Origin of the sequence: Methylobacterium komagatae (genome assembly GCF_042661665.1) — a bacterium.
Classification (GTDB): Bacteria; Pseudomonadota; Alphaproteobacteria; order Rhizobiales; family Beijerinckiaceae; genus Methylobacterium; species Methylobacterium komagatae.
Map to the genome: position 1 here is coordinate 4,239,267 of NZ_JBHSWN010000001.1, position 23,588 is coordinate 4,262,854.

The 23,588-nt window shown below is 68.8% G+C and carries 24 protein-coding genes, 1 tRNA gene and 2 pseudogenes; 20 read left to right on the forward strand and 7 right to left on the reverse strand.

The genetic code is table 11. From position 1 onward, the window contains the following. The first annotated feature begins 58 nt into the window (after positions 1–58). The 13 genes and pseudogenes from ACFQE0_RS21105 to ACFQE0_RS21165 all read left to right on the forward strand — a co-directional run bounded on the left by ACFQE0_RS21105 (position 59) and on the right by ACFQE0_RS21165 (position 11,851). Positions 59–1,177 carry a methyl-accepting chemotaxis protein gene (locus ACFQE0_RS21105; RefSeq protein ID WP_378973119.1) on the forward strand — a complete coding sequence of 373 codons (1,119 nt, stop codon included), beginning with the start codon at positions 59–61 and terminating at the stop codon, positions 1,175–1,177. Next, positions 1,141–1,986: a methyl-accepting chemotaxis protein gene (locus tag ACFQE0_RS21110; RefSeq protein ID WP_378973121.1), complete on the forward strand. Its 846-nt coding sequence runs from the start codon at positions 1,141–1,143 to the stop codon at positions 1,984–1,986. The genes ACFQE0_RS21105 and ACFQE0_RS21110 overlap by 37 nt, the downstream gene beginning before the upstream one ends. An 83-nt stretch (positions 1,987–2,069) precedes the next feature. Next, positions 2,070–3,602 carry a chemotaxis protein CheW gene (locus ACFQE0_RS21115; RefSeq protein ID WP_378973123.1) on the forward strand — a complete coding sequence of 511 codons (1,533 nt, stop codon included), beginning with the start codon at positions 2,070–2,072 and terminating at the stop codon, positions 3,600–3,602. A gap of 53 nt (positions 3,603–3,655) precedes the next feature. Beyond that, positions 3,656–4,674 (forward strand): annotated as a pseudogene (cheB, locus tag ACFQE0_RS21120) (chemotaxis-specific protein-glutamate methyltransferase CheB). Positions 4,675–4,695: 21 nt separating this feature from the next. After that, entirely contained in the window at positions 4,696–5,289 is a 594-nt protein-coding gene (locus tag ACFQE0_RS21125; RefSeq protein ID WP_378973125.1) for a HEAT repeat domain-containing protein, read from the forward strand. 12 nt (positions 5,290–5,301) lie between these two features. Continuing rightward, positions 5,302–6,180, forward strand: a complete 879-nt coding sequence (locus tag ACFQE0_RS21130) for a CheR family methyltransferase (RefSeq protein WP_378973127.1) — start codon at positions 5,302–5,304, stop codon at positions 6,178–6,180. Between the two features lies 1 nt (position 6,181). After that, positions 6,182–6,553 (forward strand): response regulator, encoded by a 372-nt coding sequence (locus ACFQE0_RS21135; protein ID WP_378973129.1) that lies wholly within the window; start codon positions 6,182–6,184, stop codon positions 6,551–6,553. A gap of 61 nt (positions 6,554–6,614) precedes the next feature. Next, positions 6,615–8,264 carry an Hpt domain-containing protein gene (locus ACFQE0_RS21140; protein ID WP_378973131.1) on the forward strand — a complete coding sequence of 550 codons (1,650 nt, stop codon included), beginning with the start codon at positions 6,615–6,617 and terminating at the stop codon, positions 8,262–8,264. Then, positions 8,155–9,126 (forward strand): chemotaxis protein CheA, encoded by a 972-nt coding sequence (locus ACFQE0_RS21145; RefSeq protein ID WP_378973133.1) that lies wholly within the window; start codon positions 8,155–8,157, stop codon positions 9,124–9,126. Before ACFQE0_RS21140 ends, ACFQE0_RS21145 begins: the two co-directional genes overlap by 110 nt. Next, on the forward strand, positions 9,126–9,371 hold the full coding sequence (locus ACFQE0_RS21150) for a hypothetical protein (RefSeq protein ID WP_378973135.1): 246 nt from the start codon (positions 9,126–9,128) through the stop codon (positions 9,369–9,371). Before ACFQE0_RS21145 ends, ACFQE0_RS21150 begins: the two co-directional genes overlap by 1 nt. Continuing rightward, positions 9,368–10,045 (forward strand): ParA family protein, encoded by a 678-nt coding sequence (locus tag ACFQE0_RS21155; protein ID WP_378973136.1) that lies wholly within the window; start codon positions 9,368–9,370, stop codon positions 10,043–10,045. The genes ACFQE0_RS21150 and ACFQE0_RS21155 overlap by 4 nt, the downstream gene beginning before the upstream one ends. Before the next feature lie 126 nt (positions 10,046–10,171). Next, on the forward strand, positions 10,172–10,558 hold the full coding sequence (locus tag ACFQE0_RS21160; RefSeq protein ID WP_378973138.1) for a response regulator: 387 nt from the start codon (positions 10,172–10,174) through the stop codon (positions 10,556–10,558). A gap of 51 nt (positions 10,559–10,609) precedes the next feature. Beyond that, positions 10,610–11,851, forward strand: coding sequence for a methyl-accepting chemotaxis protein (locus ACFQE0_RS21165; protein ID WP_378973140.1), 1,242 nt, complete (start codon positions 10,610–10,612; stop codon positions 11,849–11,851). Between the two features lie 301 nt (positions 11,852–12,152). Here ACFQE0_RS21165 and ACFQE0_RS21170 read toward each other — a convergent pair whose 3' ends face one another. The 6 genes from ACFQE0_RS21170 to ACFQE0_RS21195 form a co-directional block, all read right to left on the reverse strand. Next, complete coding sequence (locus tag ACFQE0_RS21170; protein ID WP_378975611.1) at positions 12,153–13,007, reverse strand: D-amino-acid transaminase; 855 nt, start codon at positions 13,005–13,007, stop codon at positions 12,153–12,155. Positions 13,008–13,045: 38 nt separating this feature from the next. After that, positions 13,046–14,212 (reverse strand): M24 family metallopeptidase, encoded by a 1,167-nt coding sequence (locus tag ACFQE0_RS21175; RefSeq protein WP_378973142.1) that lies wholly within the window; start codon positions 14,210–14,212, stop codon positions 13,046–13,048. Positions 14,213–14,227: 15 nt separating this feature from the next. Beyond that, a complete protein-coding gene (locus tag ACFQE0_RS21180; RefSeq protein WP_378973144.1) occupies positions 14,228–14,908 on the reverse strand; it encodes a GntR family transcriptional regulator in 681 nt (226 codons plus the stop codon). 69 nt (positions 14,909–14,977) lie between these two features. Then, positions 14,978–15,775, reverse strand: coding sequence for a transporter substrate-binding domain-containing protein (locus ACFQE0_RS21185; protein WP_378973146.1), 798 nt, complete (start codon positions 15,773–15,775; stop codon positions 14,978–14,980). A gap of 67 nt (positions 15,776–15,842) precedes the next feature. Continuing rightward, positions 15,843–16,526 carry an amino acid ABC transporter permease gene (locus ACFQE0_RS21190; protein WP_378973148.1) on the reverse strand — a complete coding sequence of 228 codons (684 nt, stop codon included), beginning with the start codon at positions 16,524–16,526 and terminating at the stop codon, positions 15,843–15,845. 34 nt (positions 16,527–16,560) lie between these two features. Then, entirely contained in the window at positions 16,561–17,367 is an 807-nt protein-coding gene (locus tag ACFQE0_RS21195) for an amino acid ABC transporter ATP-binding protein (RefSeq protein WP_378973150.1), read from the reverse strand. Between the two features lie 220 nt (positions 17,368–17,587). Between ACFQE0_RS21195 and ACFQE0_RS21200 the strand changes: the two genes are divergently transcribed. The 7 genes and pseudogenes from ACFQE0_RS21200 (at position 17,588) to ACFQE0_RS21230 (ending at position 22,915) form a co-directional block, all read left to right on the forward strand. Beyond that, positions 17,588–18,631: a hydroxyacid dehydrogenase gene (locus ACFQE0_RS21200; RefSeq protein WP_378973152.1), complete on the forward strand. Its 1,044-nt coding sequence runs from the start codon at positions 17,588–17,590 to the stop codon at positions 18,629–18,631. Positions 18,632–18,783: 152 nt separating this feature from the next. Continuing rightward, positions 18,784–19,617 (forward strand): annotated as a pseudogene (locus ACFQE0_RS21205) (M20/M25/M40 family metallo-hydrolase); the annotation flags it as partial. Positions 19,618–19,697: 80 nt separating this feature from the next. After that, positions 19,698–19,910, forward strand: a complete 213-nt coding sequence (locus ACFQE0_RS21210) for a M20/M25/M40 family metallo-hydrolase (RefSeq protein ID WP_378975613.1) — start codon at positions 19,698–19,700, stop codon at positions 19,908–19,910. 22 nt (positions 19,911–19,932) lie between these two features. Further along, positions 19,933–20,706, forward strand: a complete 774-nt coding sequence (locus ACFQE0_RS21215) for a LamB/YcsF family protein (RefSeq protein WP_378973155.1) — start codon at positions 19,933–19,935, stop codon at positions 20,704–20,706. Then, on the forward strand, positions 20,699–21,433 hold the full coding sequence (pxpB, locus tag ACFQE0_RS21220) for a 5-oxoprolinase subunit PxpB (RefSeq protein ID WP_378973158.1): 735 nt from the start codon (positions 20,699–20,701) through the stop codon (positions 21,431–21,433). Before ACFQE0_RS21215 ends, pxpB begins: the two co-directional genes overlap by 8 nt. After that, a complete protein-coding gene (locus tag ACFQE0_RS21225) occupies positions 21,426–22,460 on the forward strand; it encodes a 5-oxoprolinase subunit C family protein (protein ID WP_378973160.1) in 1,035 nt (344 codons plus the stop codon). The genes pxpB and ACFQE0_RS21225 overlap by 8 nt, the downstream gene beginning before the upstream one ends. A 41-nt stretch (positions 22,461–22,501) precedes the next feature. Continuing rightward, on the forward strand, positions 22,502–22,915 hold the full coding sequence (locus tag ACFQE0_RS21230; RefSeq protein ID WP_378973162.1) for a VOC family protein: 414 nt from the start codon (positions 22,502–22,504) through the stop codon (positions 22,913–22,915). Between the two features lie 580 nt (positions 22,916–23,495). On the opposite strand, the gene ACFQE0_RS21235 is transcribed toward ACFQE0_RS21230, so the two are convergent. Next, positions 23,496–23,571 (reverse strand) — tRNA-Glu (locus tag ACFQE0_RS21235). Between the last annotated feature and the right edge of the window lie 17 nt (positions 23,572–23,588).

A 23,588-nucleotide genomic window follows, 5' to 3' on the forward strand; every position in this document is an offset into this window, starting at 1 on the left:
ACCTTGGTCTGATCCTTCGAGGTCACGATCGAGATCGCTTTTTCCAAGGATAGACTTGATGGCTCTCGTGAAGAAGGCGGCTCTGCCAGGGCCGCAGTCGCTGGCGCGCGGCGGTGAACAGGCTGCGATGAAGCAGCTCGGCCGCCTCAACGAGGAGAACCGACGCAAGGCGCGGACCTTCGCCAAGCAGCAGAAGGCGGCCGAGCGCATCGCCGCAGCCACCGCTCAGCTTTCGAGCGGCGTGGCCGAGGCCTCCTTGGCCGCCGAGGAGCTGCGCCGGGCGATGGAGCAGATCGCGAGCGGCGCCGAGCAGGCTGCCAGCGCCTCCGAGCAGTCGCAGCGCGCCGTCACCGTGGTCTCCGACGCGATCGGCACGGCGCGGAGTGAGGCGGAAGCATCGCGGCAGAAGAGCGAGGCCCTGCAGGAACTGATCGCCGGCGTCGGCCAGCAGATCGCGGCCAGCATCATGTCGATCTCGACCGCCTCCGACCGGCAGGCGGCCTCGGTGACGATGATCGTCGAACTGGAGCGTCAGGCCGCCACGATCGGCGATATCGTCCGCGCCGTCGCGCGCATCGCCGACCAGACCAACCTGCTCGCCCTGAACGCGGCGATCGAGGCCGCCCGCGCCGGCCAGCACGGCAAGGGTTTCGCGGTCGTCGCCGACGAGGTCCGCACGCTCGCCGAGACCTCCGAGAAGAGCGCCCAGGAGATTCAGGAACTCATCGGTCGCATCCAGACGGATGTGAAGGTGATCGCGGACGGCATCAACCGCTCGGCCGAAGGGACCCTGCAGGAGGTCGAGAAGGGCAAGGCCATCACGGCGCAGCTCGGCAGCGTGCGCTCGACCATGGTCGAGGTGATGAAGGGCGCCGAGGCGATCGCGCGCACCGCCGTCGAATCCGAAAAGGCCGCCATCGAGGCCCAGAAGGGCGCCGAGTCGATCGCCGCCGCCGCCGAGGAGCAATCCTCGGCCTGCCAGGAATCGCTGAAGACCGTCGAGCAGCAGACCACGGCGCTCGGCCAGAGCGAGCAGGCCTCGGGCGAGCTGTCCGCCCTGTCCGAGGAACTGCGCAACTCCACCGACATCGCCAAGAGCCGGAGGAGGTCGCCTCCGCCGCCGAGGAGCTGTCCTCCGCCGTGGAGGAGATCAATCGCGCCGCCGCCCAGATCATGACCGCGCTCGATCAGATCAACCGCGGCGCGCAGCAGCAATCGGCCGCCTCACAGCAATCGGCGGCCGCCATCGCCCAGATCGAGAAGGGGGCGCTGTTCTCGCGGGAGCGCGCGCAGGAAGCCCTGGAGCGCGGCGACCTGATCACGACGCAGCTGCAGGAGAACCGTCAGGCCGTGGACGAGCTGGTGCGCGGCGTCGGTCACTCCCTCGACGAGACCAATAAGAGCCGCGAGCAGATCAACGCCCTCGAAGGCGTGAGCCGGAAGATCGACAAGATCGTGGACGCGATCACCACGGTCGCGATCCAGACCAACATGCTGGCGGTGAACGGCTCGATCGAAGCGGCCCGGGCTGGCGAGTTCGGCAAGGGCTTCATGGTGGTGTCGACCGACATCCGGAACCTCGCCCGGGATTCCTCCGAGAACGCCGAGCGGATCAAGGACTTGGTGAAGGCGATCCAGGACCAGATCGTGTTCGTGCGCCGCGACCTGGAGGAGATCTCCGGGGCCGCTGCGGCGGAGGTCGAGAAGAACAAGGCCATCACCCAGAACCTCCTGACCGCTGCGGAGGACATGGGCGCCGTGCTCTCCGGCAACCGCCAGATCCTCGAAGGGTCGAGCCTGATCGTGGACAATCTCGGCGAGGCCAAGAAGGGGGTCGACCAGATCTCGGCGGCCGCCCAGCAGGCCGGGCAGGCCGCTGTCGAGGCGCAGCAGGCGGCCCGCGAGCAGTCGAAGGGGGCGGAGGAGCTCGCCGCCGCGATCGAGGAGATCGCCTCCCTCGCCGACGAGCTGCAGAACCAAGACTGAGCGCGACGCGCCGTGAGACCGAGGGGCCGCCCCTGCCGGGCGGCCCCGCCGCAGCCCCGTCCCGTTCAGTCCGGAAAACCGCCATGTCCCACGATCCCCACATCCCGTCCGAGTCGGGCGACCGGTCCGCCGCATCCGCCACCGCGCGGCAATTCGTGACCTTCCTGATCGATCGCGAGACCTATGCGGTGCCGCTGGCCGAGGTGCAGGAGATCATCCGCCTGCCGGAGATGGTCGATGTGCCGCTGGCCCCCCAGAACCTCGCGGGGCTCGCCAACCTGCGCGGCACGGTGCTGCCGGTCACGAGCCTGCGCCGCGTCTTCGGCCTGCCCGAACGCGCGCACGACGACGCCACCCGGGTCGTCGTCGTCAGCCAGGGCACGCCCTTCGGCTTCGTGGTCGACCGGATGGCGAGCGTCGTGACGAGCGAGCCTTCCGAGATCGACGGCACCGAGGGACTGCAGAGCACCGTCGACACCGACATGCTGTCGGGCATCATCCGCCGGGTCGGGGGGATGGTGATGATCATCGATCCGACGCGGCTCATGCAGAGCGGAGCGCCCTCCCGCCCGGCCGACCGCAAAGGGGAGCGAACCGACATCCCCGCCGAGGCCGGCGCTGCGCGCGCCGAGACGACGGTCTCGGACGAGATCCAGCTCGTGTCCTTCGGGCTTGCCGGCCAGGAATACGCGCTGCCCATCGAGCACGTGCAGGAGATCGTTCAAGTCCCGGACGTCGTGAACACGGTCCCGCGTGCAGACGCCTCCATGATCGGCGTGATCAACCTGCGCGACCGGCTGCTGCCGCTCGTGAGCCTGCGCACCCTGTTCGGGCTCGCGGAGACCGGTCTGTGCGACCAGAGCCGCATCGTCGTGGTCTCCTGGGGCGGCCAGGGGGCCGCGCGCTCGGTCGGCATCGTCACCGACACCGTGAAGGAGGTTCTGCGCGTCCCTCGCGCCATCGTCGACCCGCTGCCCGACCTGCTCTCGGGGGGCGGCTCGCTGCGCGAGGTCGAGGCGATCTGCCGGATCGACCAGGGCAAGCGCCTCGTCTCGATCCTCTCGGCCGAGCGCCTGTTCGACGCGGCCACGCGGCTCGAGGGAACGACCACGGATCAAACGGGTACGGCGAAGGACGAGCGCATGAGCCAGAAGGCCGAGGACGAAGAGCAGTTCGTGGTGTTCCGCCTCGCCAGCGAGGAATACGGCGTACGGATCGACGCGGTCCATGAGATCGTGCGGGTGCCCGAGCAGCTGACCCGCGTGCCGAGGACCCCGCCCTTCATCGAGGGCGTGGTGAATCTGCGGGGCGCGGTGCTCCCTGTGGTCGATCAGCGGCGCCGCTTCCAATTACCGGATACGGAGCGCAACGACCGGCAGCGGATCATGGTCTTCCTGATCGAGGGCGTGCGCACCGGCTTCATCGTCGATGCGGTCTCGGAAGTCCTCAGAATCCCGCGCGCGGTGATCGGGCCTGCACCCGATCTCGGCCAGGACGGAGGCGGGGCGGTCGACCGCATCGCGAACCTCGCCGAGTCCAAGCGCATCATCATGCTGCTCGACGTCGCGCGCCTGCTCAGCCGGAGCGAGGTGGCGGACCTGCGTCAGGCGGCTTGAGCGAGAGCGGACCCGCAATGACGAAGCTTCTGATCGTCGACGATTCCGCCCTCATGCGGAAGCATCTGCGCACCGTGTTCGAGGAGGCCGGCACGTTCGAGATCCGCACCGCCCGCAACGGGCGCGATGCGCTCGAGCAGATCGGCACCTTCGAGCCCGACGTGGTGACCCTCGACGTCAACATGCCCGAGATGGACGGCCTGACTTGCCTCGGAGAGATCATGACCAGCGCCCCGCGCCCGGTGGTGATGGTCTCCTCGCTCACCAGCGAGAGCGCGGCAGTGACCTTGGAGGCGATGCAGCTCGGGGCGGTCGACTATGTCGAGAAGCCCGGCGGCACGGTCTCCCTCAACATCGACGCGATCCGCCGCGAGATGGTCGAGAAGGTCCGGGTCGCGGCGCGTGCCAAGCCGCGCCGCGCCCGTGGGCTCCTCGACCGGGTGCGCCGCGCTCGCACGGCCCCGTCCGCCGCACCGCGCCGGGCGGCCGCGCTCGGCCGCACCGAGGGGCTCATTCTTATCGGCGTCTCGACCGGGGGGCCGCGCACGCTGGAGGAGATCCTGCCCGAGCTGCCGGCCGACCTGCCCTGGCCGGTCGTCGTCGCCCAGCACATGCCGGGCTCGTTCACCGGGCCCTTCGCCCAGCGCCTCGACCGGATCTGCGCCCTCGACGTCGCCGAGGTCGCCGGGCCGATGCCGCTGACGCCCGGGCGCGTCTATGTCGGCCGGGGCGATGCCGACGTGGTGATCGAGCGCAGGCTCGGGCGCCACGTCGTCACCTGCGTGCCCACCGATCCGCAGATGCGCTGGCACCCCAGCGTCGAGCGGCTGGTGCGCTCGGCCCGCGCCGCCTTCCCGCCCGAAGCGCTCGTAGCCGTCCAGCTCACCGGCATGGGCAATGACGGCGCGGCGGCGATGGCCGAGCTCCGCAAGGCGGGGGACGCACCATCGCCGAGTCCGAGGAGACGGCGGTCGTCTTCGGCATGCCGGCCGAGCTGATCCGGCTCGGCGGCGCCACGCTCACGCTGCCGGCCCGCGCCGTCCCCGCCCAGATCCTGTCCTGGCTGTCCTGACGCGGCCCTTCCGAGGTTCCCATGGCTCTCGTCCGCCCCAAACTCGATCCCGCCGCGACCACAGCGTCCCCATCAGAGCCGACGCTCGATGCGGCTAGCGCGACGGTCCGTCGGCAGGCGGCTCGCGCGCGCGCCACCGACCCGGACGCAGTGGACGCGCTCGCCGAACGCCTGCGGATCGAGTCCGATGACAGCGTGCGTGAGGCTCTCCTCGCAGCGCTCGGCGCGATCGGCACCGCCGAGGCGGTCGCCCACCTGTTCGCCCTCCTCGATTCCGAGGATGTCTGGCTGCGCAACGCCGCGATCGAGACGCTTCAGGGCATGGATGCGGCCGTGCTCGAGGCCTTGGAGCGCAACCTCGATCATCCCGACAGCGATCACCGCATCTTCGCCGTGAACGTGCTCACGAGCCTGCGCCACCCGGCCGCCGCCGACCTCGCGCTGCGGGCGCTGGAGCGGGATGCGCACGTCAATGTCTGCGCCGCCGCCCTCGACGTGCTTGCCGAGATCGGCAGGCCCGACATGGTGCAGGCGATCGCGGCTGCGGTCGATCGCTTCCCCGACGAGCCCTTCCTGCGCTTCGCGGCCAAGGCCGCCCTGCGCCGCATCGCCTGAGGGACCTCCGCCATGAGCGCCCAAGCCAGCCGGCGCGAGCCGGACCGGCCGGACCCGGTGGTCACGGACGGCGACTTCGCGAAGTTCCGCGACTTCTTCTACCGCAAGACCGGAATCATGTTCGCCGACAACAAGCGCTACTTCGTCGACAAGCGCCTGCAGGAACGAATGCTGGCCGCCGGCCAGCACGGGTTTCGCGACTACTTCAACATGCTGCGTTTCCAGGCGAGCGGCGAGGAGTTCCAGGCCCTCGTCAACCTGATGACCGTCAACGAGACCTATTTCTACCGCGAGGAGTACCAGTTCCGCTGCCTCGTCCGCTCGATCCTTCCCGAGATCGCCCGTCGCAAGCGCCAGGGCGATCCGGTGCGGATCTGGTCGGTGCCCTGCTCGACCGGCGAGGAGCCCTATTCGATCGCCTTCCAGCTTCTCGACAACTGGGCCGACGTCGACCGCTACGATGTCGAGATCGTCGCCTCCGACATCGACACGACCGTGCTCGATCAGGCCCGGTCGGGGGTCTACGGCGACCGATCGGTGCAGCACGTGCCCAAGCCGACCCTCGAACGGTTCATGCGGCGGCGGCGCGGCGACTACGAGGTGATCGCCGACATCCGGGACTCGATCGCCTTCACCCGCGTCAACCTCTCCGATCCGCTCTCGACCCGGCAGTTCCGCAACTTCGACGTCGTGTTCTGCCGCAACCTGCTCATCTACTTCGACGACGAGTCCCGCCGCGAGGCGGCGCAGACGATCTACGAAGCGCTCGATCCGGGTGGCTTCGTCTGCCTCGGCCACTCGGAATCGATGAGCCGGATCTCGTCCCTGTTCGCCATCCGCAAGTTCCCGGAGGCGATCGTGTATCAGAAACCCCTCAGCGCCGAGGCTTGAGATGGCCCGTATTCTTGTCGTGGACGATGCCACGACCGTGCGCATGTACTACCGCGACGTGCTCGAAGACGCCGGCTTCGCGGTGGACGAGGCGGCCAACGGCTTCGAGGGCTTGGAGAAGGCCATGGAGCAGGCCTTCGACCTCGTGCTTGTCGACGTCAACATGCCCAAAATGGACGGCTACGCCTTCCTCAGGCAGGGGCGGGCGATGCCTGAGCTCCAGGCGGTGCCGGTCGTGATGATCTCGACGGAGAACGGCCCGGAGGACCGCGCACGCGCCTACGCGGTCGGCGCCAACCTCTACCTGGCCAAACCCGTGCGCCCGGAGACCCTGTCCCGGGTCGCGACCCTGATGGCGGGAGCCACGCGATGAACGCCCTTCTCGCCCAATTCATCCCCGAGGCACGCGAACTTCTGGGCTCGCCGGCACCGGCATGCTGCAGCTGGAAAAGTCGCGCAGCCCCGACGCCCTCAACGACATCTTCCGGGCGGTCCACACCCTGAAGGGCACGTCGGGGCTGTTCGACATCGCGCCGCTGACGCACCTCGTCCACGCGGCCGAGGACCTTCTCGTCGAGATGCGCGCCGGCAGCCTCGACCTTGACCCGGAGATCGTCGACGGTCTCCTCGACAGCCTCGACCTCGTCGGTCACTGGATCGACGCGTTAGAGACCCGGGAAAGCCTGCCCGAGGATGCCGAGGCCACGATGGTCGCGCGTGTCGCGGCCCTGCGACGCTGGCTGGCGCCCGAGGACACTGCGCGCGCATCCGATCAGGCGGTTCGATCCGCTGGGGCCGCTCCGGCCTGGATCGCGATGCTGCCCGAGGCCGCGCGCCGGGCCTGCTACCGCGAGGCCATGGCCTCCGGCGCGCCGCTCGCCGCGTGGCGCTACCGGCCCGATGCCGAGTGTTTCTTCCGGGGAGACGACCCAGCCCATCTGGTGGCGCAGTCGCCCGGCCTCCTCGCCGTGGCCGCACGGCCGCACGAGCCCTGGCCGCATCCTTCGGCCTTCGATCCCTTCGTCTGCGCCCTCACATTCCACGTTCTGGCGGCTGCGACCCCGGAAGTGCTCACGGAGCATCTGCGCTACGTCACCGACCAGGTGGAAATCGTGGCGATCCGCCCCGACGACCTCGCCGTGCCGGCCGGACGCGACGACCCGGCCGAGATGTTCTCGGACTTCTCGACGCAAGCCCATGTCCTGCTGGCCGCCGGCGACCGGGCGGCCCTCGCCCGCACGGCCGGAACGCTTCTGGCGATCATCGCCGACGATACCCGGCAGGCCTCGGCCCTACGCTGGATCGCCGAAGTCGCCGAAGCCGGTGGCGATGCGGACCTGCTCGCCCGCCTCATCGCCGGGGTAGGGGGCGGCATCGCGGAGGGTGGTGCGCCGACGGCAGCGCAAGCGCCTGCGCCCGTCCCGGGCTCGGCCGACGAGACCGCGCTGCGGATCCTCGCGAGCCAGACCGACATGCTCGCGAGCCCTGCGGAACCGGGCCTCGCGGCGGGCCGCCTCGAATCCGCCCTGACGGTCCTGCGCCGCTGCCTCCCGCATCTCGGCGAGGCCGGGGTGAGGCTCGCCCCCGCCATCGAGGCGGCGGCCCGCGACGGGAACGCGGCCGCGCTGCTGGCTCGGCTTGCCGGGAGCGCCGACGCTCGCCCGGTGCCGGAAACGGGCCGGGCCGAGCCCGCGACGGCCGCCCGTCCTGAACCGGCTTCCCCGCCTCCGCCGCCCGCGCCGGGTCCCGCCGAGGTCGCGGACGGCAAGGGCCCGGCCCGCATGTTGCGGGTCGAGCAGGGCAAGGTCGACGCCCTCATGAACTTCGTGGCCGAGCTCGACGGTGGCCAAGAACGGCCTCGCCTATCTCGCCGGGCGGGCCGAGCAGGTCAGCGGCTCGCGCCAGCTCGGACGCGAGATCAAGGAGCAGTACGCGGTCATCGACCGGATCGCCCAGAGCCTTCAGGTCGGCGTCATGGCCATCCGCATGATGCCCGTCAGCCAGGTCTTCCAGCGCTTCCCCCGCCTTGTGCGCGACATCTCGCGCAAGCTCGGCAAGGAGGTGGAGCTGGTCGTCCAGGGTGAAGACACGGAGGCCGACAAGAACGTCCTGGAGAGCCTCGCCGATCCGCTGATCCACATGGTCCGCAACTCGCTGGACCACGGGATCGAGACGCCCGAGCAGCGCCGCCGGGCCGGCAAGCCGCCGCAGGGGACGCTCCGGCTCTCGGCCCGTCAGGAGAACGACAACGTCATCATCGAGGTCGCCGATGACGGGGGCGGCATCGATCCGGCGGCGGTGCGGGACAAGGCGCTGCGCGTCGGCCTGATCACGCCGGATCAGGCCGCCCAGATGTCGCCGGAGGAGGTCGTCAACCTCGTCTTCGCGGCGGGCTTCTCGACGAAGGAACAGGTCTCGGACCTCTCGGGCCGGGGCGTCGGCATGGACGTGGTTCGCTCGGCCGTGCGCAAGGCCGGCGGCGACGTCTGGCTGGCCAGTCGGCTCGGCGACGGCACCTGCGTGACCGTGCAGCTGCCGCTGACCATGGCGGTGACGCGGATCGTGACGGTCGAGGTACGCGGCCAGCAATACGGCGTCGCCATGGAGGCCGTGGCCGAGACCGTGAAGGTGCCCCGCAGCCAGCTCCACCGGATCAAGCAGCGCGAGACCTTCGTGCTGCGTGACGCGGTGATCCCACTGGTGCGGCTCTCCGACAGTCTCGGCCTCGCCCCCAGCGCCGCCGAGCCGCCCGAGGAAGAGGCCGTGATGGTGGTCCGGATCGGGCGCGAGCGGGTCGGCATCGTGGTCGACGGCTTCCGCGAACGCATGGAGGTGATCGTGCGGCCCCTCGACGGGCTGCTGTCGGGCCTCTCGGGCTTCTCCGGCACGGCGCTGCTCGGCGACGGCCGCGTGCTCCTCGTTCTCAACCTGCCGGATCTGGTCTGATGCCGCTCGATCTCTCCTCCGATCCCATCGTGCTCGCCGGCGCCTGTTCCATCGAGGAGGCGGAACCGCTGCTGGAAGCCCTGCGGGCCGATCCGGCGCGCCCGGTCGATGTCCGCAGCCTGGAGCACGCCCACACTGCGATCCTGCAGGTGCTGATGGCCTGTGCGGCGCGCCTCGTCGGCCTTCCCGCCGATCCGGTGGCTGCCGCTTGCCTCGCCGGATGCGGTCGGGAGGAGCGGGCGTGACCGCGCGGGTCATCGCGGTGTCGAACCGTAAGGGCGGCACGTCGAAGACGACCACTGCGGTGAACCTCGCCGCAGCCCTCGGCGGCCACGGCGCGCGCGTCCTCATGGTCGATCTCGACAGCCAGGGGCATGCCGGGCTCGGGTTCGGCATCTGCGCCGCGCCCAAGGATACGACGGTGCACGACCATTTCCAGGATCCCGCCACGCCGCTCGCCGCCGGGATACGCCGCTCCGCCTTCGCGAATGTCGACGTACTGCCCGCCAACCGCAGCTTCGCGGGCGTGACGACGGCGACGCCGCCCCTCGGCCTCGCCCGTGCGCTCGCTCCGCTCGCTGCCGCCTACGACGCGATCATCATCGACACGTCGCCCTCCGCCGATGCTCTCCTCGTCAGTGCCCTGGCGGCCGCCGATTACGTCATCGTGCCGACCCTCCTGCATCATCTGGCAGTCGACGGCGTCGGACAGTTCGCGAGGTCCTATTTCCGGGTCGCGGCGGGGCTCAACCCCCGCCTGAGGGGCCTGAGTCTCCTGCCGGTCCAGGTCGATCTGCGCGTGACGATGCAACGTGAGACGCGCGCCCGCTCACCGCGCGCTTCGGAGCGGGACGGATGCTCCCCGGGATCCGGCCAGATATTGCCCTCGCCGAAGCGTTCGAACAGCAACAACCCGTAAAGTATTATCGACCTAGAACAAGATCAGTCGCCGAGTTCGATGATCTCGCAAATCACGTCTGTCGTGAAATTTTGCACTAGACAGCGATTTTCCCCCCAAGAACTACATGCCGTTCGGAGAGGAACCATGAAGCCCGTTCTGCTGGTCGACGATTCGCCGACGATCCTGGCGAGCATGTCCGACATCCTCAGCCGCTCCGGCTATGCGGTCGAGCGCGCGCCGCATGCCGAGGCCGCCCTCGACAAGGCCCGCGCCGGCCTCGCCCCCGGGCTCGTGATCACCGACTTCCACATGCCCGGCATGGACGGGGTCCAGCTGATCGGCGAGTTGCGCAAGCTCCCCGCCTTCCGCTTCACCCCGATGCTCGTGCTGACCACCGAGTCGCAACAGGAGAAGCGCGACGCGGCCCGTCAGGCCGGGGCCACGGGCTGGCTGGTCAAGCCCGTTCAGGCCGACAAGCTGTTGCAGGTGATCAAGCAGGTCGCGCCGGCGGTGCAGCCGAAGGCCGCCTGAGCCGGCCCGGCCCGCCCCTTCCAACAACAGCACCCGTACCGGTCAGATACGATGCGCCACGCCGCCGCTCTCCGTCCCGCCCGCTTCGGCACCCTCGCCGGCATGCCGGTCGGCGGCGTACTCTGGGCCCTCGGGCTTGCGACCCCAGCGCAAGGGGTCGCGGCGGGCCTCCTCGCCGGCTTCGGCGCTCTCGCGGCCGAGATCGCGGGGCGCGTGCGTTCCGCCGACCGCGCCGAGCCCGTCGCGCCGTTTGCCGCGGAAGCACGTCCGACGCCCCTTGTCGCTCCGGCCGAGATTTTCCAAGCGCCTTCGCCGTGCGATCCGCGGGCCGTCGCGGAGGCGTGCCGCACCCTGACCGAACTCGAACCGTTCTTCGCGATTGCCGACGTTCAGCTGCGCAGCATCGTCGAACAGACCGAAGAGGCCGCCTCCGGATTGCTGACCCAGCTACGGGCGCTCGACGACGCCCTCTCCGACGCGGCAGCCTTCATCGGAACCACGCGGCAGCGCATGGGCGGGCTGGTGGCGCATGGCGACACGGCGTACTCCGCCCTCGCCGCCGCCCTGCACGGCTATCTGAAAATCCGTCTCGACGAGACGCGCTCCGAGCGTGAGCATCTCGCCGCGATCGCCGAACAGATGAAGGACCTCGATGGCTTGACCCAGGTTCTGGAGCAGGTCGGTCAGGCGACCAACATGCTGGCCCTCAACGCGAGCATCGAGGCGGCGCGTGCGGGCGAGGCCGGGCTCGGCTTCGGCGTCGTCGCGCGCGAGTTGCGAACGCTGGCCCAGCGTTCCCGCAGTGCGGTGACCGACGCGAGCCATAAGGTGCTGGCGATCAAGGAGTCCGTCGAGGTGAACTTGCTGGCCTCCCGCACCGAAGCCCGCGCCCAAGCCGAGCAAGCGCATATCGAGCAGCTGGTCGAAGAGGTCAGCGGGCTGTCTCAGGCCTTCGCGGCGGTGGGGGCGGCACAGGAAGAGCTGGGCGCGATCGATGAGCGCAATCACGCGATATCACTTCAAATCATGGAGACTTTCGGGAAAATTCAGTTTCAGGATGTCGTGCGTCAGCAAATAGAGGGCGTCGGTGCTGCCATAATCCTTCTGCACCAGATACTCGATGATCAGAGAGATGCGCTGTCGGGGCTGGATACGACGCCCACGGCAACGCCGGCAATCCTCATGGACCGTATCCGCTCAGGTTACGTCACGCAGATTCAGCATGACAATGATCGTCTCGCACGCAGACAAGCTTCGATGGCGAACGCTTTGCCGGATATTGAGTTATTCTGATAGTAAATCTGAGACGTACGAGGTCGGAAAACAGCGAAGCTATCGAGCGCTCAGCATGTGAACATCGATTGCTGTCCTGTTTCTGGTCCGCTTGGCGGGCCAGCTTTCCCGTTCATCGTCTGCATCTTCGTCGATGCGATCTACCCCACGCCGATATCCGCTTTGGGGAGGATAGCAATAGCTGCCGAATGGCCGGGGATGGGCGCGCGGCTGCCGGTCGCTCCTGGCCGAAAGCGAGTGGCTGCTCTCAAAGCATGGAGCCGTCGAAGCAGACGTCGCCTTCGTCTTTTCCGGTGGGGTGTTAGACCGCATCGGCTAGTCGGACCTCTAAATATCGCTGCCGAAGCCGCATCGAGATCGGTCCGGGTCGCCCATCACCCACCGGCGTCCCGTCGATCCGCGTAACCGGTAGAACGAAGTTCGTCGCCGAGCTGATGAAGGCCTCCGCGGCGGCTTTCGCCTCATCGGGGGTGAAGGCCCTTTCCTCCACGGGGATACCCTCGGAGCGAGCGATATCAAGGAGGCTCGCGCGGGTGATGCCGTGAAGCAAGGCGCTCGAGAGGCCCCGGGTCACCAAGCTTCCAGCCTGCGTCACGATATGCGCTGTGGCCGCACTCCCCTCGGTGATGAAGCCGTCCTCGACGAGCCACGCGTCGTCGGCGCCCCGCCGAAGCGCTTCCATCTTGGCCATGGAGGCTGGCAGGAGCTGCACTGTCTTGATGTCGCGCCGGGTCCAGCGCTGGTCCGGCACGAGGGCGATCGTAATTCCTGCGGCCACACGGGGGTTCTCCAAGACCGGCTTGGATTGCGTGAACAGGACCAAGGTAGGCTCTGCACCGTTCGGATAGGCGAAATCACGGTCGGCTACCCCGCGGGAGATCTGGAGGTAGATCAGACCTTCCCGGAGGTCGTTGCGCCGCACGATCTCCCGGTGAACGGCGAGCAGCGCCTCGGGATCGAGGCCACAGGGAATGCCGAGCTCGGCCGTAGATCGCTGCAGGCGTGCAGCGTGGCCGTGATAGTCGATGAGACGGCCACCGATCACCGCCGTCACCTCGTAGACCGCGTCGGCGAACAGGAAACCGCGGTCGAAGATCGAGATCTTCGCCGCGGTCTCCGGCAGCCAGTCGCCATTGAGGTAGACGGTCCGGGTCATCGCGCGATCCTCGTAGTTGGAATGGGCTTCGAAGCGCTTCACCGCAGGGTCAGAGCGCGGGGCAGATCGGAAAGCGGTTCGGCGCCGTGTGGGGTGACGATCACGGTTTCGGACGCGCCGACCGTCCAGGACCCGTAGCAGCGCAGGGTCGCGGGCAGGTGGAACACCATGCCGGGCTCGATCGGCCGGTCGATCCCGGTGAACAGGCTCAACAGACCACCCTCTCCCCAGTCCGGGGCGAAGGCGATCCCCATCGAATAGCCGATGCGTTTGCGGAAGGCCGGGCCGTAGCCCGCCGCGTCGATCACGGCCTGCGCGGCCTCGTGCGGGGCCGAGCAGGGGCGGCCGGGCCGGATCGCATCGAGGGCCGCGTCCAGCGCGCGCAGGGCGCAATCCATCATCCGCTGTGCCTCGACCGGCGGCGCTCCAATCCAGACGCTGCGCATCAGCGCCGTGTGATAGCGCGCATGGCTGCCCGCGAGTTCGAGGAATACCGCGTCGCCCGACTCCAGGCGCCGCCGACGCCACGTCATGTGCGGCAGTCCGCTACGGGGGCCCGACGAGACCAGAGGCTCCATCGCCATCGCTTCTGACCCGGCTGTCGTCGCGGCTGCGAGCATGGCCGCGGCGACGGCGTTCTCATCGGTGCCTGCGCCGCAGGCGGCGATGCCGGCGGCGAGCCCGGCCTGCGTGTAACGGGCGGCCGCCCGGATCGCCTGAAGTTCGGCCGCCGATTTCACGGCGCGCAAGGGGCCGAGGAGCCCCGATCCGTCGGGGAGGAGGTCGCTTCCGAGCGCCCCGCCGATCCGTGCAGTGAGGGCGGCTGAGACGAACCAGCCGTCCCGCTCAATCGCCGGCCGGACGAAGCCGCGCCGGCGCAGGAGGGCCGCCAGGGCGTCGGCAGGGTCTGTCCCGTCCTGATAGGCCTGAATGTCGTTGAGCCAGGTATTGGCCGCCGCACCCGGCAGTTCGAGTTGGCGCACCAGCAGGGAGAGCTCACCCTCCGCGGGAACGAGGAGGGCCTGGAAGGCGAAATATCCCGCCGTCTGGCGACCGGTCAGCCAGTAGATCGTCTCCGGACTCGTCACCACCAGGGCATCGTGGCCGGCGGCGGCGATCGCAGCCCGGGCCGCCGCCTGCCGGACGGCGAATTCCTCCTCTGGGAAGGCGGCCTCGCCGCCGCGCAGATGCGCGAATTCTTGCATGGCGCCGCCCCTGCCTCAGAACTCGCTCAGGCGACGGATGATTCCCTGCTTGAAGTTCTCGAGATGGGTCGCGATGGCGTCCGCCGCCGCCGCCGCGTCTCCAGCCTGCAGGGCGGCGACGACAGCGAGGTGCTCGCGATGCACAGCCTCGAACCGCTCGGGCATCCGGCTCAGATTGAACATCTGCGTCTTGAGCCGCAGATCCTTGATCGTCTTGGCGAGCGTCGCGTTGTGACTGCTATCGGCGATCAGCTCGTGGAAACGGCGGTCGACCTCCCAGTTGCCCGGCGCGTCCGGATCGCCCGCCGCGAGCAGTGCCTCGCTCTGCTCGCGCAGATCCTCGAGCGCGGCGGCCGGTATCCGTCCGGTCGCGAGCGTCACACTCTCCCGTTCCAGCAGGCGGCGGACGTGCAGAATCTCGATCAGCTCGCGGAGAGAGAATTCCTTGACCACGAGCATCCCACCGGGCTGCCGCTCGATCAGCCCCTCGGTCTCCAGCCGCGACATCGCCTCGCGGGTCGGCGTGCGCGAAATGTCGAGCATCTCGGCGAGGCGGCGCTCGTGCAGCACGGTCCCGGCCGGAAGGTCGCGCCGCACGAGCAGGTCGAGCAGCCGATCATAGGCCATCTGGCCGAGGCTCTGCTCACGACGGGCGCCGAGCGCGGTCGTGTAGGACGAGGCGTCGAGGGTCTTCATGGGGTTCCTCCCAGGGCGGCCCACCGGGCCGCCCCCGATCATGTCTTGTTATGGCCTCCCCCTATCCGCTCACATGGCGGACGTCTTGATCGGCTCCTTTGGCGCCGGGTCGTAGCCGATCAAAGGGGTGAGCAGTTTGGCGTAGGTACCGTCGGCGACCATCTCCGCCAGCGCCTTGTTGACCGCGGCGTGCAGGTTCGGCTTGCCCTTCTTGATCGCGAAGCCCTTCTGGATAGTGCTGAGCGGGGTCTCGATCATCACCAACGGCAGCTTCCGCGCCTTGATCGCGTAGTTGCCGGCAACTGCATCGTTGATCACCGCGTCGATGTTGCCGCCGACGAGGTCCTGCATGGCGTCCGCGGCGGTCTTGTAGCTCTTGAGGTTGGCGCCGTGCTCTTCGGCGAGCTTGCCGAAGGTCGAGGCCGAGAGGGCGCCGACATTGCGGCCCTTCAGGTCTTCCGGTCCCTTGATCCCGGTATCCTTGCGGGTGACGATCCGCGCGCCGGATTCGAGCCACCCATCCGCGAAGGCGACCTGCTTCTGCCGGGTGGGGGTGATGTCCATCGACTCGCTGGTGATGTCGTATTGGTCGGCCATCAGACCCACGAGCAAGGCGTCGAACTTGATGTTGACCGGGTTGTATTCGAGCCCGATCCGCCGGCAGATCTCGCGCATCACCCGGACTTCCAGCCCGTCGAGTTCGCCGCTCGGCGTGCGCATGCTGAAGGGCGCGAAGGTGCTGTCGGTGGCCACGATCAGCTTGCCGGGCTCGATCAGTTCCAGCTTGCCATCGGCTGCCCGGAGCGCCGGGGCGGCGAGAAGGCCCGTGCAGAGGGCGGCAAGGGCGAGGAGGTGGCGGCGGTTCATGGCGATCTCCGGTACGGGCGAGGAGGCGGGAGGTGTCGGCCGCGGCCCGTACCGCGGCGGAGGAGGTTCACGACAGGCGGGCGTATCGCCGCTCGAAATAGGCGGAGAGTTGCGAAAGGATCGACGTCAGGCCGAGGTAAATCAGCGCCGCCGCAATGTAGAAATCGAACGGGCGGAACGTCGTCGCAATCATCAGCTGCGCGTAGAGCGTCAACTCGACGACCGTGATCGTCGACAGGAGCGAGGTGTTCTTGACCGCCGAGATCGCTTCGTTGGTCAGCGAGGGGAGGATCATGCGGAAGACCTGCGGCAGGACGATCCGGACCATCATGATCCGCGGGTTCATGCCGAGCGCGAGGGCCGACTCGATCTGACCCCGGGGGATCGCCGCGAGGCCGGCGCGGATGGTCTCGGCCACGTAGGCACCGCTGCTAACGCCGAGCGCGATGATGCCGGCGGTGACGGGGGAGAGTTTCACGCCGATCTGCGGCATGCCGAAATAGACGATGAAGACCTGTACCAGGGTTGGCGTGCCCCGAATGAACCAGACGTAGAAGCTCGCGAGCGCCCGGAAGGGTGCGAAGGTGGAGCGCTTGCCCAGCGCCCCAAGCAGGCCGCAGACCCAACTGACCAAGATGCTCGCCACCGTGACGCCGAGCACGACCAGCGTCGCCGAGACGAAACCGGGGCCGTAGGTGAAGAACTCCTCCGTAAGAGTCTGCCACCAGTCCTGCCATGCCGTGCCGCTCATCGCCGTCCGAACTCCGTGGTGGCCTCAAGGCGGCTCATGCCGGTTGCCCAAGCCCGGCCGGCTCGTGCAGCACCCGACGGAGGAACTGGCGAAGCCGCTCGCTCCGGGGCGATCCGATGATTTCCGCAGGCGTGCCGTCCTCGGCGATCACCCCGCCGTCGAAGAACAGGGTGCGGGTCCCGACGTCCCGGGCGAAGGCCATCTCGTGGGTAACGAGCAGCATCGTCATCCCGTCCGCCGCGAGGGAGCCCATCAGCGCCAGCACCTCGCCGACCAATTCGGGATCGAGGGCCGAAGTGACCTCGTCGAACAGCATCACCTTGGGCGCCATGGCCAGGGCGCGCACGATCGCCACGCGCTGCTGCTGCCCGCCCGAGAGTTTCGACGGGTAGGCGTGCCGCTTCTCGTAGAGGCCGATGCGCTGGAGGAGTGCCTCGGCCTCCGCCACCGCCTGCCTTCGCGGCATCCGCCGGACCCGGATCGGTGCCTCGATGACGTTCTCCAGCACCGTCATGTGCGGCCAGAGATTGTAGCTCTGGAACACCATGCCGATCCGCGACCGCAATTCGCAGAGTTGCTGCGGCGTCGGCTGGCGGCGGGCGCCCTCCTCATAGTCGAAGGCGAACCGCTCGAAATCCATGAAGCCGGAGGTCGGCGTCTCCATGAGGTTGAGGCAGCGTAGGAACGTGCTCTTGCCCGAACCGCTCGCCCCGATGATCGACACGACCTCGCCCTCGTGGATGTCGAGGGAGATGCCCTTCAGGACCTCGTTGGCGCCGTAGCTCTTATGCAGCTTCCTGATCTTCAGGAGCGGCGGTGGAGCGGCCTCGATCTGAGTCATCGTTCGACCTAAATATTCCAGCGTTTATCTCGAAGATCTGCCCGTAATTTGCCTATCTGGAAGGCGAATTACATCGTTTACCGGGCGCATGTCCCGGCGAGATGCTTATATTTCAAATGAATTTGCGGTTTTTGACGTTGCCAGCATTGCGGCATTGGGTTAGCTTCTGCGGTATACCACCGGCATTCAAGCGGTATTTTTGAGCAGGGCTGCCTCGAACGTGTCCACCGAGCCTTCCGATCCGGGCCGCCCCTTCGCAGGAGCGCCGGGTATCTGCCTCATTGTTCAGCCGATCCATGCGGCGGGGCTGACGCAACTTCGGGCGGCGGGGCTCGAGATACGGGCCGCCACCGGCCTCACCCCAGCGATTCTCGCCCGCGAAGCGGCCGATTGCGTCGCGGTCGTCACCCGCAACGGCGGCTTTCCCGCCGAGGCGGTGCTGGCCGCGCCTCGGCTGAGAGTGATCGGGGTCCACGGCACTGGGACCGATCCGGTGGCCGTGCCGGAAGCGACCCGGGCGGGGATCGCGGTCGTCAACACGCCGGGGGCCAATGCCCTCTCTGTCGCGGAGCATGCGATCGGCCTGATCTTCGCCCTCGCCAAAGCGATCCCGCAGGCCGACCGGGCCATGCGGGAGGGTGACCACGATTTCCGCTACGGCGCGCGCCTCGTGGAACTCGCCGGCCTGACGCTGGGTCTCGTGGGGTTCGGGGCCATCGGGCAGGCGACCTGCCGGCTCGCGGCGGGGCTGGGCATGAGGGTGCTCGCCTACGGCCCGACGCGGCCGGATTCAGACTTCGAGGCCCTGGGAGCCGAGCGTGCGGCCTCCCTGCCGGATCTCCTCGCCCGGGCCGACGCGGTCTCCCTGCACTTGCCGCTCACGGCGGAAACCCGGAATCTGATCGGCCGGGATGAGCTGGGCCGGATGAAGCGTGGCGCGTTCCTGATCAATACCGCCCGGGGCGCCCTTGTGGACGAGGACGCCCTGGCTGAGGCGCTCGCCGCGGGCACCATCGCTGGCGCGGGGCTCGACGTGGTGTCGGGGGACGTGCTCGCACACGACCATCCCTTGCACCAGGAGCGGCGGGTGATCCTCACCCCCCACGTCGCCGCCTCGACCGAGGCCGCCCTGATCCGGGCTGCCGAGCGGGTCGCGCGGCAGGTGATCGACGTGCTCGCCGGGCATCGTCCGCCGAACCTCGTCAATCCGGAGGTCTGGGATCGCCGGCGGCAGGGTGGGCACAAAGCGGAGTTCTCGGCATGAGCGGGATGGGGGCGGCCACCGCCGCGGACGCCATCGCCATCGATCCCGATTTCTGCGCCGAGCTGTTCGCGCAACTTCTGTCCTTCAGCCGCGACGAGCCCGGAGTCACCCGGGCCGCCTACGGCGAGGGGGAGGAGCGGGCCCATGCCCTCATGCGCGCGACCGGACTTTCGCTGGGCCTCAGCCCGGAGACCGATGCCGCCGGCAACCTCTTCTTGAACCTGCCCGGGCGCGATCCGGCGCTGCCGGCCTGGATGGTCGGCTCCCATGTCGACACCGTGCCCCATGGTGGAAATTTCGACGGGGCAGCCGGGGTGATCGGCGGTCTCGCTGCCGTCGCGGCCTTGCGCCGGTCGGGCCTTGTGCCGGCGCGCCCCGTGACGGTGGCGGTGTTCCGGGCCGAGGAAAGCGTATGGTTCCCCGCCTCCTATGTCGGGAGCCGGGCCGCCTTCGGCCTGCTGCCGCCCGAGACCCTCGATCTGCCCCGCGCCGATTCCGGTCTGAGCCTGCGCGAGCACATGGCCGCACTTGGCCTGCGGCCCGATGCGGTGGCACAGGGGGAGGCGCTGCTCGATCCGAAGCGGATCCACGGATTCGTGGAGATGCATATCGAGCAGGGGCCGACTCTGGAGGCCGCCGAGATCCCCGTCGCCTTCGTCACGGCGATCAGCGGCAGCTTCCGCCACCGGAAGGCCACCTGCTTCGGGCGCTACGGCCATTCCGGCGCCGTCGCACGATCCGAGCGCAGCGACGCCGTCTTCGCCCTCGCCGACTTGATCGCCGGCCTCGACGCACTGTGGGGCGGGCTGGAGCGGGAGGGGCTTCCCGCGACGGTCACTGTGGGCGAGGTCGCCACCGATCCGGTCCAGCACGCCTTCGCCAAGATCCCGGGAGAGGTCCGCTTCTGTCTCGACGTGCGCAGCACCGAACCGGCAGTCATCAAGCGCATCGAGGCGGCCATGGCCGACCTCATCGCCGGCATCGAGGTCGCCCGCGGCGTGCGCTTCGCCCTCGGCGAACGGACGGGCAGCACTCCGGCCCGGATGAGCCCGCCCTGGTCGAGGCCCTGTCCAGCCATGCCCGCCGGCTCGGGATTCCGTTCCGGACCATGGCGAGCGGGGCGGGACACGACACTGCGACCCTCGCCGGGCAGGGCGTACCGAGCACGATGATCTTCATCCGCAACCAGAACGGCAGTCACAACCCGCACGAGGCGATGCGGATCGCGGATCTCTGCGCCGCCGCGACCCTGGTCGCCCACCTCGTCGCCTCCGAATGACCCCGCGCGAAAGGATGTGCCGATGATCGTCGATCTGAACTGCGACATGGGCGAGGGCTTCGGCGTCTACCGTCTCGGCGACGACGCGGAGATGCTGACCGTGGCCACCTCGGCCAACATCGCCTGCGGCTTCCATGCCGGCGACCCGCTGGTGATGCACGAGACCCTGCGCCTCGCCGCCGCGAACGGCGTCCAGGCGGGCGCCCATCCGAGCTTCCTCGACCTGTGGGGGTTCGGCCGGCGGCCGATCCACGGCGAGCGCCCGGCCGACATCGAGAAGGCAGTCCTCTATCAGGTCGGCGCCCTCCTGGCGCTGGCCCAGGATGCCGGCTGTCCGGTACGCCACGTGAAGACCCACGGGGCGATGGGCAACATGGCCAACGAGGATGCCGACCTCGCCCTCGCTGTTGCCCGGGCAATCCGGACGCTGGACCGAAACCTGATCTTCGTCGTGATGCCAGGCCTGGAGACGGAGCGGGCCGGCGAGCGCCTCGGCCTGCCCATCGCCCGCGAGGTCTATGCCGACCGGGCCTACGCGGATGACGGCACCCTCGTCTCGCGCAAGCTCCCCGGCGCCGTCCTGCACGATCCCGAGGCCGTCGCCGAGCGCGTGGCGCGGATGCTCGAGGACGGGGCGATCACCTCCCTGTCCGGGCGGCGCATCGCGACGCGGATCGACACGATCTGCGTCCACGGCGACACGCCCGGCGCCGTCACCATGGCCCGGCGCCTGCGGGACGATGTCGCCGCAAAAGGTATCTCCCTGCGCCCGATGGCCGAGGTGCTTGGTGTCTGAGCCGGGCTACCGTCTGCTCGATTGCGGCGACCGGGCGCTGACGGTGGAACTCGGCCGCGCCGTCGACCCCGTCGTCAATGCGCTGGTTGTCGCCCTCGACGAAGCGATCCGCGGCGCCGGACGGCCCGGCCTCCTGGAGACGGTGCCGACCTATCGCTCGCTCCTCGTCCTCTACGACCCCGACCTGCTGCCCAGGGCCGATCTCGCAGCCCTGATCGCCGGCCACTGGCCGCCCCCGGTCGCCGCGACCGGAGCGATCCGCCGTTGGCGGGTGCCGGTGCTTTATGGCGGCGAGCACGGCGCCGACCTCGCCGGCCTCGCGGCGGGTGCCGGACTCAGCCAGGAGGAAGTGATCGCCCTGCATGCGGGCCGCGACTACCGCGTCCACATGATCGGCTTCGCCCCCGGCTTCGCGTATCTCGGCGGCCTCGATCCCCGCCTCCACGCGAGCCGGCGCACGGATCCACGCCCCCTGATCCCGGCGGGCAGCGTGTCCATCGGCGGCAACCAGACCGGCGTCTCGCCGCCCCTCGAACTGCCGAGCGGCTGGCAGCTCATCGGCCGCACCCCCGCACGCTCCTACGACCCGGCGCGGGCCGAGCCATTCCTGTTCGCGGCGGGGGATTTGATCCGGTTCGAACCGATCGACCGTGCCGCCTTCGATGATGCGAGCGCGGCCGCTCAGGCCGGAGAACTCGTTGCGACAATGGAGCGAGTCGATGGCTGACGGCTTGCGGATCGTTGCGCCCGGCGTGGCCACCACCCTTCAGGATGCCGGGAGGCAGGGATACCTACGCTTCGGCATCTCGGGCTCGGGGGCGATGGACCTAGACCTCCTGGCCCTCGCCAACACCCTGGTCGGCAACCCTTCTGACGCGGCAGCGATCGAGATGGCGATGCTTGGCCCGACCCTGGTCTGCGAGGCGGAGCTATGCCGCGTTGCCCTGGCCGGCGCGTCGTTCGCGATATCGCTGAATGGTCGGGCCCTCGATCCCTACACGTCCTACGACCTTCGTCGCGGCGACCGGCTGATCCTCGGAGCCCCACGCCAGGGGCTGCGCGCTTGGCTTGCCGTAGCGGGGGGCTTCGCCGTGGCGCCGATGCTCGGCAGTGTCTCGACCCACACCCGCACCCGCCTCGGCGGCCTCGACGGTAATCCTCTCGCGGCGGGCGATCTCTTGCCGCTTCACGCTCCGCAGCCTTCCGGGCGACCGCTCACTCTGCCGACCGCCCACCGGCCCCGTTTCGATGGTCGGATCCGGGTGGTGCTCGGGCCCCAGGCTGACAGCTTCACAGAGGAGGGGCTGCGCACCTTTCTGTCCGCGCCCTACACGCTGACGGCGCGAGCCGACCGGATGGGCTGCCACCTCGACGGGCCGCCGATCGCCCACGCGGACGGCTTCAACATCGTCTCAGACGGGATCGTGAACGGCTCGATCCAGGTGCCCGGCTATGGGCGACCGCTCATCCTGCTCGCCGATCGCCATACCACGGGCGGCTATCCGAAGATTGCGACGGTCATCGCAGCCGATCTCGGCCGCCTCGCGCAGGTGCGACCGGGGGAGACGATCCGGTTCGAGGCCGTCACCGTCGAGGTGGCCCAGTCAGTTGCCCGCGAAGCGAAACGCACCCTCGCGTCACAGCGAGCGGCCCTCGTACCGGCCGGCGGCGGCGATCTCGACAGCGGATTTCTGCTGTCCTGCAATCTCATCGGCGGCGTCGTCTCAGCGAGCTCCGCCGCAGCGACCGCCTGAGCGCAGGCCGCAACCATCACGCACAACGAAGAGACCCGACGATGCTCACTCCGTTTCACCTTGCCTACCACGTCACCGACCTCGACGCGGCGCGCCGCTTCTATGGCGGAGTGCTCGGATGCCGGGAGGGACGCAGCACGGAAACCTGGGTCGATTTCGATTTCTTCGGCCACCAGATCTCGCTGCATCTGGGCGAACCGTTCACCACGACCCGGACCGGAAAAGTCGGCAACCACATGGTGATGATGCCGCATCTCGGGGTGGTGCTGCCTCTCGACGCCTGGGAAGCGCTCGCCGCTCGCATCGAAGCCGAGGGCATCGCCTTCGACATCCCGCCGGTGGTCCGTTTCCCGGGCGAGCCCGGTGAGCAGCGGACCATGTTCTTCTTCGATCCGAGCGGCAATCCTATTGAAATCAAGGGCTTCCGAGATCTCGATGGGATCTTCGAACAATAGGCTGATGTCGGTTAGAGCCGCGTGCCTGAATGCCGATGCAATTTTCGGGGGCCTCTGTCGTTTCTGGAGCCTGCGCATGACGAGCCAACTTAATCCGTAGACCCGCGTCGCCGAGACCCCACTCTCGCGGCTACTGCCCAACCTCGTGCTGTTCGGACAGGACATCGATGGCAAGCCGCGCGCCGCCTGGTTCGAGGCAGCTGATGACGAAGCCGCCTTCGTACGCGCCCGCTCGTCGATGACGAGCAGTGTACGCTCGCCGTCAAGCTCGCGCACGACCGCCTGCTGCCGAACGGCCGAGCCCTGGGGCCTTTTGCCAAACACGACCTCTATGCATGCTCGATCGCGATGGCCGGGGAGGAAGCAGGGGGCCACATCGCAGGGGAAGGGCAGGGGCGTCGCTCGCGAATTCGGGGCGATCGAGCGGCAGAGCGTTCATGGCGGCCGAGTGACCGGCGCGGCGCTGGACGAACCTCATGCGACCCATGTCTTGGTCCCGGAGCCCGCGAATGTAGCGCGCGGCTGAGGCCAAGCCTTTGAAGAATAACATTTTCTGAGAGCACAACGCTTAAGCGTTGAGTGGCGCGCCCTACGGGAATCGAACCCGTGTTTTCGCCGTGAAAGGGCGACGTCCTGGACCGCTAGACGAAGGGCGCTCGCGCGGGCTGGGCTT

What these genes read in the sequence shown, in the direction of transcription:
- ACFQE0_RS21225 (WP_378973160.1), top strand. Translation starts at nt 21,426, where the DNA reads ATGGCTGACGGCTTGCGGATCGTTGCGCCCGGCGTGGCCACCACCCTT.
- ACFQE0_RS21105 (WP_378973119.1), top strand. Translation starts at nt 59, where the DNA reads ATGGCTCTCGTGAAGAAGGCGGCTCTGCCAGGGCCGCAGTCGCTGGCG.
- ACFQE0_RS21175 (WP_378973142.1), bottom strand. Translation starts at nt 14,212, where the DNA reads ATGCAAGAATTCGCGCATCTGCGCGGCGGCGAGGCCGCCTTCCCAGAG.
- ACFQE0_RS21170 (WP_378975611.1), bottom strand. Translation starts at nt 13,007, where the DNA reads ATGACCCGGACCGTCTACCTCAATGGCGACTGGCTGCCGGAGACCGCG.
- ACFQE0_RS21140 (WP_378973131.1), top strand. Translation starts at nt 6,615, where the DNA reads ATGCTGCAGCTGGAAAAGTCGCGCAGCCCCGACGCCCTCAACGACATC.
- ACFQE0_RS21160 (WP_378973138.1), top strand. Translation starts at nt 10,172, where the DNA reads ATGAAGCCCGTTCTGCTGGTCGACGATTCGCCGACGATCCTGGCGAGC.
- ACFQE0_RS21115 (WP_378973123.1), top strand. Translation starts at nt 2,070, where the DNA reads ATGTCCCACGATCCCCACATCCCGTCCGAGTCGGGCGACCGGTCCGCC.
- ACFQE0_RS21145 (WP_378973133.1), top strand. Translation starts at nt 8,155, where the DNA reads ATGGCCATCCGCATGATGCCCGTCAGCCAGGTCTTCCAGCGCTTCCCC.
- ACFQE0_RS21130 (WP_378973127.1), top strand. Translation starts at nt 5,302, where the DNA reads ATGAGCGCCCAAGCCAGCCGGCGCGAGCCGGACCGGCCGGACCCGGTG.
- ACFQE0_RS21215 (WP_378973155.1), top strand. Translation starts at nt 19,933, where the DNA reads ATGATCGTCGATCTGAACTGCGACATGGGCGAGGGCTTCGGCGTCTAC.
- ACFQE0_RS21180 (WP_378973144.1), bottom strand. Translation starts at nt 14,908, where the DNA reads ATGAAGACCCTCGACGCCTCGTCCTACACGACCGCGCTCGGCGCCCGT.
- ACFQE0_RS21230 (WP_378973162.1), top strand. Translation starts at nt 22,502, where the DNA reads ATGCTCACTCCGTTTCACCTTGCCTACCACGTCACCGACCTCGACGCG.
- ACFQE0_RS21165 (WP_378973140.1), top strand. Translation starts at nt 10,610, where the DNA reads ATGCGCCACGCCGCCGCTCTCCGTCCCGCCCGCTTCGGCACCCTCGCC.
- ACFQE0_RS21150 (WP_378973135.1), top strand. Translation starts at nt 9,126, where the DNA reads ATGCCGCTCGATCTCTCCTCCGATCCCATCGTGCTCGCCGGCGCCTGT.
- ACFQE0_RS21185 (WP_378973146.1), bottom strand. Translation starts at nt 15,775, where the DNA reads ATGAACCGCCGCCACCTCCTCGCCCTTGCCGCCCTCTGCACGGGCCTT.
- ACFQE0_RS21135 (WP_378973129.1), top strand. Translation starts at nt 6,182, where the DNA reads ATGGCCCGTATTCTTGTCGTGGACGATGCCACGACCGTGCGCATGTAC.
- ACFQE0_RS21195 (WP_378973150.1), bottom strand. Translation starts at nt 17,367, where the DNA reads ATGACTCAGATCGAGGCCGCTCCACCGCCGCTCCTGAAGATCAGGAAG.
- ACFQE0_RS21190 (WP_378973148.1), bottom strand. Translation starts at nt 16,526, where the DNA reads ATGAGCGGCACGGCATGGCAGGACTGGTGGCAGACTCTTACGGAGGAG.
- ACFQE0_RS21125 (WP_378973125.1), top strand. Translation starts at nt 4,696, where the DNA reads ATGGCTCTCGTCCGCCCCAAACTCGATCCCGCCGCGACCACAGCGTCC.